The 13,185-nt window shown below is 73.6% G+C and carries 9 protein-coding genes; 8 read left to right on the top strand and 1 reads right to left on the bottom strand.

Annotated features, from left to right (window positions below; genetic code table 11):
- Window positions 1-225: 225 nt before the first annotated feature.
- Together ACWERV_RS14390 and ACWERV_RS14395 are read left to right on the top strand one after the other, a co-directional pair.
- On the top strand, window positions 226-2,367 hold the full coding sequence (locus tag ACWERV_RS14390) for an ATP-binding protein (protein WP_452932800.1): 2,142 nt from the start codon (window positions 226-228) through the stop codon (window positions 2,365-2,367).
- An 88-nt stretch (window positions 2,368-2,455) separates the two neighbouring features.
- Window positions 2,456-4,006 carry a PucR family transcriptional regulator gene (locus tag ACWERV_RS14395; protein ID WP_452932713.1) on the top strand — a complete coding sequence of 517 codons (1,551 nt, stop codon included), beginning with the start codon at window positions 2,456-2,458 and terminating at the stop codon, window positions 4,004-4,006.
- A 21-nt stretch (window positions 4,007-4,027) separates the two neighbouring features.
- Here the strand turns inward: ACWERV_RS14395 and ACWERV_RS14400 are convergent, their stop codons facing one another.
- On the bottom strand, window positions 4,028-4,474 hold the full coding sequence (locus ACWERV_RS14400) for a CU044_2847 family protein (RefSeq protein WP_452932715.1): 447 nt from the start codon (window positions 4,472-4,474) through the stop codon (window positions 4,028-4,030).
- 242 nt (window positions 4,475-4,716) lie between these two features.
- Between ACWERV_RS14400 and ACWERV_RS14405 the strand changes: the two genes are divergently transcribed.
- The 6 genes from ACWERV_RS14405 (at window position 4,717) to ACWERV_RS14430 (ending at window position 13,130) form a co-directional block, all read left to right on the top strand.
- Complete coding sequence (locus ACWERV_RS14405) at window positions 4,717-6,171, top strand: aldehyde dehydrogenase family protein (RefSeq protein WP_452932717.1); 1,455 nt, start codon at window positions 4,717-4,719, stop codon at window positions 6,169-6,171.
- Between the two features lie 121 nt (window positions 6,172-6,292).
- Window positions 6,293-8,215, top strand: coding sequence for an acyl-CoA dehydrogenase family protein (locus tag ACWERV_RS14410; RefSeq protein ID WP_452932719.1), 1,923 nt, complete (start codon window positions 6,293-6,295; stop codon window positions 8,213-8,215).
- 78 nt (window positions 8,216-8,293) lie between these two features.
- Window positions 8,294-9,547 (top strand): 1-deoxy-D-xylulose-5-phosphate reductoisomerase, encoded by a 1,254-nt coding sequence (gene dxr / locus ACWERV_RS14415; RefSeq protein WP_452932721.1) that lies wholly within the window; start codon window positions 8,294-8,296, stop codon window positions 9,545-9,547.
- The gene (locus ACWERV_RS14420; protein ID WP_452932723.1) at window positions 9,544-10,863 is read left to right on the top strand and encodes a M50 family metallopeptidase; all 1,320 of its coding nucleotides are present in this window, start codon (window positions 9,544-9,546) and stop codon (window positions 10,861-10,863) included. The genes dxr and ACWERV_RS14420 overlap by 4 nt, the downstream gene beginning before the upstream one ends.
- A 100-nt stretch (window positions 10,864-10,963) precedes the next feature.
- Window positions 10,964-12,118 (top strand): flavodoxin-dependent (E)-4-hydroxy-3-methylbut-2-enyl-diphosphate synthase, encoded by a 1,155-nt coding sequence (ispG, locus tag ACWERV_RS14425; protein ID WP_452932725.1) that lies wholly within the window; start codon window positions 10,964-10,966, stop codon window positions 12,116-12,118.
- 166 nt (window positions 12,119-12,284) lie between these two features.
- Window positions 12,285-13,130, top strand: coding sequence for a GNAT family N-acetyltransferase (locus ACWERV_RS14430; RefSeq protein WP_398186622.1), 846 nt, complete (start codon window positions 12,285-12,287; stop codon window positions 13,128-13,130).
- Window positions 13,131-13,185 lie beyond the last annotated feature (55 nt).

The raw sequence follows: 13,185 nt of genomic DNA on the forward strand, positions 1-13,185 counted from the left end.
CCTCACCAGCGACCCATCCGGACCCTCCCCGCGAGGCTAGGCTCCCCCTCCCCGCCCCCGCATACGCCGAACGGTCACACTCCCCGGCGAGTCTTCGCCGCAACGGCCAGTGCCCGCCGCCCCCGCGGCGGGTGCCGTCCGGCCAAGATCCTTTCGTCCGGCGTAGCGGTGCGACTACATTGTGCGCATCGGGCGGCGACGAGGGGCAGACGCGCCATGGAAGCCATGGATTACGAGGGCAGGCAGCGCCACGGCCGCGATCGGCCCGGCGGCGGGCCGCCGCCTCCTCCCGCCGTCCCACCGCGGCCGGTCAACTCCCCGGTGCCGCGTCCCGCCACGCCCCCGCCCGCGCCGGCCAAGGCTCCGCCCGCCTCGGCCCTCGAACGCTGGCTGCACACACCACGGGCGGTCGACGCCCCCGGTATCTACGGATTCGGGCACACGCCCCGTCCCGCGCCGGATCCGGGGCAGCCCTCGGCGCGACGGCTGCTCGGCGGCGCGGTCCTGACCCTGCTGGTCGGCCTCTTTGTCTGGTCGTTGTTCCGCGACGGCTACTTCGACTTCTGGATCTGGCCCGTCATATGGTTCACCCCCGACCACTGGCGCAGCGGGGCCGGGACCGACACGCATGCCTTCAACGTCGCCACGCGGCTGTGGGCTGCCGTCTGCACGTTCCTCCTTGCGTGGATCTGCGCCAGGATCGGCAACTGGGGCCAGGTGTGGCGGCGTTTCGCGGTCCCGGTGCTGCGTCGGCTCGTCACCGACGACGAGGAGACGTCCGCGCCCGCGCAAGGGACCCCCGACCTCGTCCAGTGGCCCGATCTGCGGGCGGTGAACGAGCATGCGCTCGCCGACCGGCTCACCGGTGAGGTGCGGGTCGGGCGGATGAACGACGTGGACTACGTGCGGATCAGCCGCGCCTGGTCGGTCGCCAGGGCGGGGGCCGGGGGAGTCGCCGCCTTCGGGGACGCGGTGCTGCGGGAGGGCGCCGAGGCGTTCACGCATCCGTCGGGCGAGCGGGACCTGCCGCGCCGGGCCGCGCCGCACGACCTGCTGGCGCGGCAGGTGCGCATCGGCCGCGGCACCGACGCCGAGCGCAACCCGTACCAGCACCGGGGCTCCGGTATCGCGCTCGACCCGGCGCTGCTGGGCACCGGGCTCCTGGTGGTCGGCCCCTCGGGGTCGGGCAAGACCCGGCTGGTGGTGCGCCCGGTCGCGGAGTCGATGTGCCTTCAGGCGCTGACCGGTCAGGCCGCGGTGGTGGTGGTCGGTACGGCGGGGGCGGAGCTCGGTTCGGCCGACGCGTACGACGTCGTCATCGGCCTCGCCGATCCCGCCTCCCGCTACGACCTCGACCTCTACGGCAGCGACGACCCCGATGTGGCGGCGGGAACGTTGGCCGAGGCGCTCGTCGACGGCCCCGGCGCGGGTCAGCAGGACGTACGCCGGGCGGCGACCGCGCTCGGCCAGGTCCTCGGCCCGTTCCACGCGGCCTTCGGCCGCTTCCCCGCTGTCCCGGAGCTGCGCGAGCTGCTCGACGGCGTCCCGCACGCCTTCGCGGCGCTGCGCCAGGCGCTGGACGCGGCGGGTGCCCCGGGGCTGGTCAGGGAACTGGACGCCCGGGAGCGGCAGCGGGCGCAGCGCGGCGACATCGCCGCGCAGCTCGCCGACCGGATCGCGCTGCTCGACCGTCCGGCCTTCGCCGGGTTCTTCGACGTGACGGGCCGGTCGCGGCCGTTCACGATGCGGGCGCTGGAGCACCCGGTACGGGTCCGTATCGATCTGCCCGCACGCGGTCATACCGAGGCGGCACGCATCCTGGTGCGGCTCGTGCTCGCGCAGTTCACGGCCGCGATGAGCGCGCGGCGCGACCGGTCGCTGTTCGCCTGTCTCGTCCTCGACGACGCCGCCCACGCGGTCGGCGCGGAGTCCGTGCGCGGTTTCGCCCGGCTGCGTTCGGCGAACGCCGGGGTCGTCCTGGCGCTCCGGACGCTGGACGAGGTGCCGGACGACCTGCGGACGGCGCTGGTCGCGGCGATGGGCTGCCGGATGGTCATGTCCGGGGTCACCACCTGGGACGGCAAGCGCTTCGCCGAGGCGTGGGGCACGGCCTGGGTGCAGACCAGGGACGTCACGCGTACCCCCGACCAGTCGGGGGGCTTCACCCGCCGTCTCACCCGCGGTGTCCGCAAGGTCTTCACCGGGGAAGCGGTCACCACCGAGTCGGTGACCGTCAGGGAGGTGGAGCGGGAGCGGTGGTCGGCTTCGGATCTGGCGAACAGCGTGCCCGCCGGGCACGCGGTCGTGTCGTTCACCACGACCGCGGGTGAGAGCGCGCCGCCGGTGCTGGTGGATCTGTGGGGGTGACGGGGACGGGGCGGGTGGTGCGGCACAATTGCGGGGGGCGGCCACTTCCGGTCGGCCGAACGTCCAGCGATTGCCGGTACTGGTCCGTATGCCCCTCACCCTCGCGTCTCTCGCGCAGCACTCGGCGCTGAAGCTCACCGTTCTCACCGGCGGGGACCGGCTGGACACCGAGGTGCGCTGGGTGCACACCAGCGAGCTGGACGACCCGGGACCGTATCTGGAGGGCGGCGAGCTGCTGCTCACGACGGGGCTCGCGCTCGACGTGGGGGATCCGGAGTCGCTGCGCGGGTATGTGCGGCGGCTGACCGGCGCCCGTGTGGTGGGGCTCGGCTTCGGGGTCGGGGTCGGGCACGACACGGTGCCGGACGCGCTCGTGGAGGCGGCGGCGCAGGCGGGGCTGCCGCTGCTGGAGGTGCCGCGCCGGACGCCGTTCATCGCGATCAGCAAGACCGTCTCGGCCGCGCTGGCCGCCGACCGCTACAAGGCGGTGACCGCGGGCTTCGAGGCCCAGCGGGACCTGACCCGCGCCGCCCTCGCCCCGGACGGCCCCACCGCGCTGCTCGCCCGCCTGGCCGGGCACCTCGACGGCTGGGCCGCGCTCTACGACGCGTCGGGCGCGGTGCTGGCCGCGGCCCCGGAGTGGGCGGGGAAGCGGGCGGCCCGGCTGGGCGCCGACGTGGAGCGGATGCGGGAGATCCAGGGGCCGGCGGGCGCCGCGGTGGCGGGGCCCGCGGGGTGCGAGGACCGGGTGGAGATCCAGTCGCTGGGCACCGCGCGCCGCCCGCGCGGCTATCTGGCCGTCGGCACGGAGAGCCGTCTGGACACCTCGGCGCGCTATGTCGTCAACGCGGCGGTCGCGCTGCTGACGCTGTCCCTTGAGCAGTCCCGCACCCTCCAGGAGGCGCACGTCCGGCTGGCCGCCGCGGTGCTGCGGATGCTGCTCGCGGGCGAGGCCGGGCACGCCCGGAGCACCGCGGGCGACCTCTACGGCGCGCTGCTCGACCACCCGGTGCGGGTGATGGTCGCCGAGCCCGCGGACGACCGGCTCGGGATCGAGGCGCTGGCCCGGCTCGCCGAGCAGGTGGACGCGACCGCTGCGCGCTCGGGCGAGCCGCTGCTGACCGTCCACGACGGCGCCCGGCTGCTGCTGCTCGCCGCCGAGGACGCCACGGTGCTGGCCGCGGCGGCGGATCTCGCGGAGGCGGAGGACGCGCTGTCGGCGGGGCTGTCGGCGGCGGTGCCGCCGGAGGAGGTCCCGGAGGCGTACCGGCAGGCGGAGCGGGCGCTGGCCGTCGCGGTGCGCCGGGGGCGCAACCTGGTCGAGCACGGCGAGGTCGGGGCGGGTTCGGTGGTGCCGCTGCTCGCGGCCGACGCCGTACGCGCCTTCGCCGAGGGGCTGCTGCGGCCGCTGCGCGAGCACGACGCGACGTCCCGGGGCGACCTGGTGGCGTCGCTGCGCGCCTGGCTGTCGCACCACGGGCAGTGGGACGCGGCGGCGGCCGACCTCGGCGTCCACCGGCACACCCTGCGCTACCGGATGCGGCGGGTGGAGGAGATCCTCGGCTGCTCGCTCGACGACCCGGACGTGCGGATGGAGCTGTGGCTCGCCCTGAAGACCGAGGAGGGGACGGACGGCTGAGCAGCCCGCTCCCGGGCGCCGCTACGGCGTCCCGGTGGAGCCGGCCGGATCCGCCGAGCCCGTCGGGTCCGTGCCCGAACCGCCCGTAGCCGCCGCCCGCCGGGCTGCCAGGTCCCAGGAGAGCTTCACCGTCAGCCCCGCCTCCGCTCCGGCCTCCGCGATGACGCCGAGCAGCTGGCCCGACTTCACCGCGAGCTTGAGGCCGAACTCGACCTCGAAGGAGTCCGGGGCGCCTGCCGCGCCGCCCTCGGTGACGGTCTCTGCGGCCCACCGGCCGACCGCGCGGACGGTGTCGCGTACGCCGTCGAGGGTGAGGGTGACGGCGGAGCCGGCGGCCGCGGCGCGCGACCGGATGCCGACGTCGCTGAAGGCGCCCGAGCCGTCGGGGTTCTGGAAGGGCACCTGGCCGACGACCTCGGCCCGTACCTCCGTGCCGTCGCCCAGCGCGATCGTGACCGTCTCCGCCATGTGCGTGCCCCCTCCGCCGTCCGGGCGGCCAGGATAGGGGCGGCGGCGGGGCGGCGGGGGCGGCTTCGGCCGGGTTCGCCGCGGGAAGGGGACCGTACCGGACGCTGAGGCGCTGGCCAGAGCGTCACGTGCATGCGCGTCGGTACTCCGCTGTGGACAACATCCGCGCCCGGCCGCGGTGTCTACCGTGGGGCCCGGCGTGCGACACCCCCGACAGGAAGGCGGAACCCACCGTGACGAGCGTGGCGACGGCGGAACCGTACGCGTTCTGGCTGGCCGGCACCCGGGCCACCGGCCGGGACGCCTTCGACGTGACGAGCCCCTGGGACGGCTCGGCCGTCGGCCGGGTGAGCGTGCCGGACGAGGCGCAGGTGGACGCGGCGGTCGCGGCGGCGGCCGGGGCCCACCGGGCCTTCGAGGCGACCCCGGCGCATGTGCGGGCCGCGGCGCTGGACCACGTCTCGCGGCGGCTGGCCGAGCGTGCCGAGGAGGCCGCGCGGCTGATCACCGCGGAGAACGGCAAGCCGCTGAAGTGGGCCCGCGGCGAGGTCGGCCGCGCGGTGTCGGTCTTCCGCTGGGCGGCGGAGGAGGCCCGCCGCTTCAACGCGGGCGAGGCGCAGCGGCTGGACACCGACCCCGGCGGCGTGGGGCGGCTCGCGCTGACCCGGCGCTTCGGGCACGGGCCGGTGCTGGGCATCGCGCCGTTCAACTTCCCGCTGAACCTGGTGGCGCACAAGGTCGCCCCGGCGCTCGCGGCGGGCGTCCCGATCATCGTCAAGCCCGCGCCCGCGACCCCGCTGTCCGCGCTGCTGCTCGGCGAGATCCTGGCGGAGACCGAGGGGCTGCCGGCGGGCGCGTGGAGCGTGCTGCCAGTGCCGAACGACCGGATGCCCGCGCTGGTGCAGGACCCACGGCTGCCGGTGATCTCCTTCACCGGCTCCGACACGGTGGGCCACGCCATCGCCGACTCGGTGCCGCGCAAGCACGTCACGCTGGAGCTGGGCGGCAACGCGGCGGCCGTGGTGCTGGCCGACTGGTCCTCGGAGGAGGACCTGGAGTGGGCGGCGTCGCGCATCGCGACCTTCGCGAACTACCAGGGCGGCCAGTCCTGCATCTCGGTGCAGCGGGTCGTCGCCGACGCGGCCGTCTACGACGCGCTGGCCGAGCGCGTCGTGGCCAAGGTCCGGGCCCAGGCCACCGGCGACCCGTCCGACGCCGCGACCGACGTCGGCCCGCTGGTGAGCGAGGCCGCGGCGGTACGGGTCGCGCAGTGGGTGGACGACGCCGTGGCCAAGGGCGCGACGCTGCTGGCCGGCGGCAGCCGGGACGGCGCGAGCTACGCGCCCACCGTGCTGGCCGACCTGCCGCCGGACGCGGTGCTGGCCACCGAGGAGGTGTTCGGGCCCGTGCTGTCACTGCACCGGGTGAACGGCGCCGACGAGGCCTTCGCCGCCGTCAACGACTCCCGTTTCGGCCTCCAGGCCGGGGTCTTCACGCACGACCTGCAACTGGCCTTCCGCGCCCACCGCGAACTGGAGGTCGGCGGCGTGGTCATCGGCGACGCGCCCTCCTACCGCGCCGACCAGATGCCGTACGGCGGGGTGAAGGACTCCGGCAGCGGGCGCGAGGGCGTGCGCTTCGCGATGGAGGATTACACCTACGAGCGGGTCCTGGTGCTCACCGGCCTGGATCTGTGAGGGCTCTCTGCCGCGGGCGGCGGGCGGGGCGCTGACGGCTCGTCTGGTGAGGTTGCCGGAATTCGGGTAGTACGGACTGGTAGCACCGGTTGGGAACCGGCTACCCGGAGGTGACGCACCCGTGTCCGCACCCGCCACAGCACCCAAGGTCACCGAGCGTGAGGCCCGTCAGGTCGCAGAGGCCGCCCGCGAGCAGGACTGGCACAAGCCGAGCTTCGCCAAGGAGATGTTCCTCGGCCGTTTCCGGCTCGACCTGATCCACCCGTATCCGCAGCCCGCGCCGGAAGCCGCGGCCAGGGGCGAGGAATTCCTGGCCCGGCTGCGGGAGTTCTGCGAGACGTCGGTCGACGGCGCCCTCATCGACCGCGAGGCCCGCATCCCGGACGAGACGATCCGGGGCCTGAAGGAACTGGGCGCCCTCGGGATGAAGATCGACCCCGCGTACGGCGGCCTCGGCCTCACCCAGGTGTACTACAACAAGGCGCTGGCCCTGGTGGGCTCGGCGAGCCCCGCGGTCGGCGCGCTGCTGTCGGCCCACCAGTCGATCGGCGTACCGCAGCCGGTGAAGATGTTCGGCACCGAGGAGCAGAAGCAGGCCTTCCTGCCGCGCTGCGCCCGCACCGACATCAGCGCCTTCCTGCTCACCGAGCCCGACGTCGGCTCGGACCCCGCCAGGCTCGCCACCCGGGCGGTGCCCGACGGCGACGACTACGTGCTGGACGGCGTGAAGCTGTGGACGACCAACGGCGTCGTGGCCGACCTGCTGGTCGTCATGGCCCGCGTCCCGGAGTCCGAGGGGCACAAGGGCGGCATCTCGGCCTTCGTCGTCGAGGCGGACTCGCCGGGCATCACCGTGGAGCACCGCAACGCCTTCATGGGGCTGCGCGGCATCGAGAACGGCGTCACGCGCTTCCACCAGGTGCGGGTGCCCGCCGCCAACCGCATCGGGTCCGAGGGCGCCGGGCTGAAGATCGCCCTGACCACCCTCAACACCGGGCGGCTGTCGCTGCCCGCGGGCTGCGTCGGCGCCGCCAAGTGGTGCCTGAAGATCGCCCGGGAGTGGTCCGGCGCCCGCGAGCAGTGGGGCAGGCCGATCGGGCGCCACGAGGCGGTCGGCTCCAAGATCGCGTACATCGCCGCGACGACCTTCGCGCTGGAGGCGGTGCTCGACCTGTCCTCGCAGATGGCCGACGAGGACCGCAACGACATCCGGATCGAGGCAGCCCTCGCCAAGCTCTACGGCTCGGAGGCCGCCTGCCGGATCGCCGACGAGCTGGTGCAGATCCGCGGCGGGCGCGGCTTCGAGACCGCCGACTCGCTCGCGGCGCGCGGGGAGCGCGCGGTGCCCGCCGAGCAGCTGCTGCGCGACCTGCGGATCAACCGCATCTTCGAGGGCTCCACCGAGATCATGCACCTGCTGATCGCCCGGGAGGCCGTCGACGCCCACCTGTCGGTGGCCGGCGACCTCATCGACCCGGACACCTCGCTCAGTGACAAGGCGCGTGCCGGGGCCAAGGCCGGCGGCTTCTACGCGAAATGGCTGCCCAAGCTCGTCGCCGGGCCGGGCCAGCTGCCGAACGCGTACGCCGAGTTCGACGGCCTGGCCACGCACCTGCGGTACGCCGAGCGCGGCTGCCGCAAGCTGGCCCGCTGCACCTTCTACGCCATGTCGCGGTGGCAGGGACGGATGGAGACCAAGCAGAACTTCCTGGCCCGGATCGTCGACATCGGCGCCGAGCTGTTCGCGATCAGCGCCGCATGCGTGCGCGCCCAGCACCTGGCCGCGAGCAGCGACCACGGGCCGCAGGCCCGGCTGCTGGCCGACACCTTCTGCCGGCAGGCGCGGATCCGCACCGACGAGCTGTTCGCCCGGCTGTGGACCAACACCGACGGGCCTGACCGCGCCCTGACCCGGGCGGTGCTCGGCGGCGACACCGAGTGGCTGGAGGCGGGCGTCGTCGACCCCAGCCGCGAGGGGCCGTGGATCGCGGACGCGACGCCGGGCCCGTCGCAGACCCCCGACGTGCACCGGTCGCTGCGCTGAGCTGCGGCTGCCGCGGGTTGTCCACAGGGAGTGCGGGGTGCTGGACGCGGGGTGCTCCGCGCACGACACAATGGCCCCATGACGGACGCTCTCGCAGACCCGCACTACCGCCCGCACGTCACCGGCGACCCGGCGGACGGCCCCCGCGACATCGTGATCCTCGGCTCCACCGGATCCATCGGCACCCAGGCGATCGACCTGGTGCTGCGCAACCCGGACCGCTTCCGTGTGACGGCGCTCTCCGCCGCCGGGAGCCGGGTCGAGCTGCTCGCCGAGCAGGCGCACCGGCTCGGGGTACGCACCGTCGCCGTCTCCGACGAGGCCGCCGTCGGCCCGCTGCGTGAGGCACTCGCCGGGCAGTACGGCGCGGGGGCTGTACTGCCCGAGATCCTCGCGGGGCCGGATGCCGCCACGCAGGTCGCGAGCCTGGAGTGCCACTCGGTGCTCAACGGCATCACCGGCTCCATCGGCCTGCGCCCGACGCTGGCCGCGCTGGAGGCCGGGCGGGTGCTGGTGCTGGCCAACAAGGAGTCGCTGATCGTCGGCGGCCCGCTGGTGAAGGCGCTCGCCAAGCCCGGCCAGATCGTCCCGGTCGACTCCGAGCACTCCGCGCTCTTCCAGGCGCTGATGTCGGGCCGCCGCGAGGAGGTGCGCAAGCTGCTGGTGACCGCCTCCGGCGGCCCCTTCCGCGGCCGCAGCCGCGCGGAGCTGGCCCATGTCACCCCTGCCGACGCGCTCGCCCACCCCACGTGGGCCATGGGCCCGGTCATCACCGTCAACTCCGCGACGCTCGTCAACAAGGGCCTTGAGGTGATCGAGGCGCACCTGCTGTACGACGTGCCGTTCGACCGCATCGAGGTCGTCGTGCACCCGCAGTCCTACATCCACTCCATGGTCGAGTTCGTCGACGGCTCCACGATCGCGCAGGCCGGGCCGCCGGACATGAAGGTGCCGATCGCGCTCGGCCTGGGCTGGCCGGACCGGGTGCCGGACGCCGCCCCCGCCTTCGACTGGTCCCAGGCCATGTCGTGGGAGTTCTTCCCGCTCGACGACGAGGCGTTTCCCTCGGTCGCGCTGGCCCGCCACGTGGGTAGTCTCGGGGGCACCGCGCCCGCGGTGTTCAACGCGGCCAACGAGGAGTGCGTGGACGCCTTCCTCGCGGGCCGGCTGCCGTTCACCGGCATCGTGGACACCGTCGCGAAGGTCGTCGAGGAGCACGGCACACCCGGGACGGGAACTTCCCTGACGGTCGAGGACGTCCTGGAAGCGGAGGCCTGGGCACGCGCTCGGGCGGTGGAACTGGCCCAGGCAACGGAGGCAGCACGCGTATGACCGGTCTCATGACGGTCCTCGGCATAGTGGTCTTCGCCGTCGGCCTGATGGTCTCCATCGCCTGGCACGAGCTGGGGCACCTGTCCACGGCCAAGCTCTTCAAGATCCGGGTCACGCAGTACATGGTCGGCTTCGGCCCGACGGTGTGGTCCCGCAAGAAGGGCGAGACGGAGTACGGCTTCAAGGCCGTCCCGCTGGGCGGCTACATCCGCATGATCGGCATGTTCCCGCCCGGTGAGGACGGGCGGATCACCGCCCGCTCCACGTCGCCGTGGCGCAGCATGATCGAGGACGCCCGCTCGGCGGCCTTCGAGGAGCTGCAGCCGGGCGACGAGACGCGGCTGTTCTACACGCGCAAGCCGTGGAAGCGCGTCATCGTGATGTTCGCCGGCCCGTTCATGAACCTGATCCTGGCCTTCGGCCTCGCGCTGTCGGTCTTCATGGGCATCGGCGTGGCCAAGGACACCACCACCGTCGCCTCCGTCAGCGACTGCGTGATCGCGCAGACCGACGTGGCCAAGCGCGACGCGGACAACCCGTGCCAGGCGACCGACCGGGTGGCGCCCGCCAAACTCGCGGGACTCCGGCCCGGCGACCGCTTCCTGGAGTTCAACGGACGCCCCGTCAAGGACTGGGCGCAGCTCTCCCAGGACATCCGCACGGGCGTCGGAAAGGCCACCATCGTCGTCGAGCGTGACGGCAAGCGCGTCACGCTGCACCCGGTGATCACCACCAACGAGGTCCCGAAGACCGACAGCGACGGGCAGCCGACGGACCACGGCACCGTCATCGCGGGCTTCCTCGGCTTCAGCCCCGCCAGCCAGATCTCGCCGCTGAGCTTCACCGGCTCGGTGAACTACATGGGCGACATGGCCCGGCAGGGCGTCGACTCGCTGCTGCGGCTCCCGCAGCGCATCCCGGACCTGTGGCGGGCCACCTTCGAGGGCGCCCCGCGCAAGGCCGACTCGCCGATGGGCGTGGTGGGCGCGGCCCGTGTCGGCGGCGAGGTCTTCTCGCTGCACGAACCGGCCATCGACCGCATCGCCACCATGGTGATCCTCGTCGCGGGCTTCAACCTGTCGTTGTTCCTGTTCAACATGCTTCCGCTGCTGCCGCTGGACGGCGGACACGTGGCGGGGGCGCTGTGGGAGTCGCTGCGGCGGCACACCGCCCGGGTCTTCCGCAAGCCCGACCCGGGGCCGTTCGATGTGGCGAAGCTCATGCCCGTCGCCTACGTCGTCGCCGGCATCTTCGTGTGCTTCACGCTGCTGGTTCTCATCGCCGACGTGGTGAACCCCGTCAAACTCAGTTCCTGATGTCCCGAGCCGGGTGAGCCGCGGGGAGCGGGTGACGTAATCTCGACCCCGGAGCCCGCCCACGCCGGGACTTGTGCCACACCATGGGGATGCCACGCAGATGACAGCGATTTCGCTCGGTATGCCGGATGTTCCGATCAAGCTCGCCGACCGCCGCAAGAGCCGTCAGATCCAGGTCGGCAGCGTCGCCGTGGGCGGTGACGCTCCGGTTTCCGTGCAGTCCATGACCACCACCCGGACCTCCGACATCGGTGCCACGCTGCAGCAGATCGCCGAGCTGACCGCCTCCGGCTGCCAGATCGTCCGGGTGGCCTGCCCGACCCAGGACGACGCGGACGCCCTGTCCACGATCGCCCGCAAGTCGCAGATCCCGGTGATCGCCGACATCCACTTCCAGCCGAAGTACGTCTTCGCCGCGATCGACGCCGGCTGCGCCGCGGTCCGCGTGAACCCCGGCAACATCAAGCAGTTCGACGACAAGGTGCGGGAGATCGCCAAGGCCGCCGCCGGCGCCGGGGTGCCGATCCGCATCGGCGTCAACGCGGGCTCCCTCGACAGGCGCCTGCTGGAGAAGTACGGCAAGGCCACGCCCGAGGCGCTGTGCGAGTCCGCGCTGTGGGAGGCATCGCTCTTCGAGGAGCACGGCTTCCGCGACATCAAGATCTCGGTCAAGCACAACGACCCGGTCGTCATGGTCAACGCCTACCGGCTGCTGGCCGAGAAGTGCGACTACCCGCTGCACCTCGGCGTCACCGAGGCGGGCCCGGCCTTCCAGGGCACCATCAAGTCGGCGGTCGCCTTCGGCGCGCTGCTGTCGGAGGGCATCGGCGACACCATCCGCGTGTCGCTGTCCGCGCCGCCGGCCGAGGAGGTCAAGGTCGGCATCCAGATCCTGGAGTCGCTCGGCCTGCGCCAGCGCCGGCTGGAGATCGTCTCCTGCCCGTCCTGCGGCCGCGCCCAGGTCGATGTCTACAAGCTCGCCGAGGAGGTCACCGCCGGCCTGGAGGGCATGGAGGTGCCGCTGCGCGTCGCCGTCATGGGCTGCGTCGTCAACGGCCCCGGCGAGGCCCGCGAGGCCGACCTCGGTGTCGCGTCCGGCAACGGCAAGGGCCAGATCTTCGTCAAGGGCGAGGTCATCAAGACCGTGCCGGAGTCGAAGATCGTGGAGACCCTGATCGACGAGGCCATGAAGCTCGCCGACCAGATGAAGGACGCCGGTGTGGCCTCCGGCGAGCCCCAGGTGAGCGTGTCCTGACCGGCACCCTCCCGCACCGGGCCGCACGGCCCGCCCGCCGCTCCCGTCCCGCCCCGCGCCCGCCTGCGGCCCGCGCGGGGTGGGGCACACCCGGGCGGGGTAAAGTGCGCACTCCACCCCACGCCTGCGGCAGCGGCCCACGGGCCGAAGACGGTGAGGCCCCCACGTGCTGACCCACTCGACAGCCCGCGTCCTGGAACCGGGTGACCTCGACGCCGCCCTCGCGGTGCTGCACCGCGAACCGGTCGCCAACGCGTTCGTCACCTCCCGGGTCAACATCGCCGGGCTCGACCCGTGGCGGCTCGGCGGCGAGATGTGGGGCTGGTACGAGGCCGGGCGGCTCGTCTCGCTGTGCTACGCGGGCGCCAACCTCGTCCCCATCTGCGCCACCCCCGAGGCGGTCGCCGCCTTCGCCGAACGCGCCCGCAGATCCGGCCGCCGCTGCTCGTCCGTCGTCGGCCCGGCCGGACCCACCGCCGACCTGTGGGCCCGGCTTGAGCCGCACTGGGGCCCGGCCCGTGAGGTGCGCCGCCACCAGCCGCTCATGACGACCCGCTCGCTGCCCGCGGACGTCGCGCCGGACCCGCTGGTGCGCCGGGTGCGCAAGGACGAGATGGACGTGATCATGCCGGCCTGCGTGGCGATGTTCACCGAGGAGGTCGGCGTCTCCCCGCTGGCCGGCGACGGCGGGCTGCTCTACCAGGCGCGGGTCGCCGAACTGGTCTCCAACGGGCGGGCGTTCGCGCGGATCGAGGACGGCCAGGTGGTCTTCAAGGCGGAGATCGGCGCCGTCACCCGGCAGACCTGCCAGATCCAGGGCGTCTGGGTGGCCCCCGCGCACCGCGGCAGGCGGCTGTCCGAGACGGGCATGGCCGCCGTCCTGAGCTACGCGCTGCGCGACGTGGCGCCGGTCGTCAGCCTCTACGTCAACGACTTCAACACCCCGGCGCGCGCCGCCTACGAGCGGGTCGGCTTCACCGAGGTCGGCTCGTTCATGTCGGTGCTCTTCTAGGGTGCGTCCGCGTCTCATCCGGCGGCGGCGCTGGCCTGCGCGATCATGGGCCGGG

This window comes from Streptomyces sp. NPDC004031 (assembly GCF_053604375.1).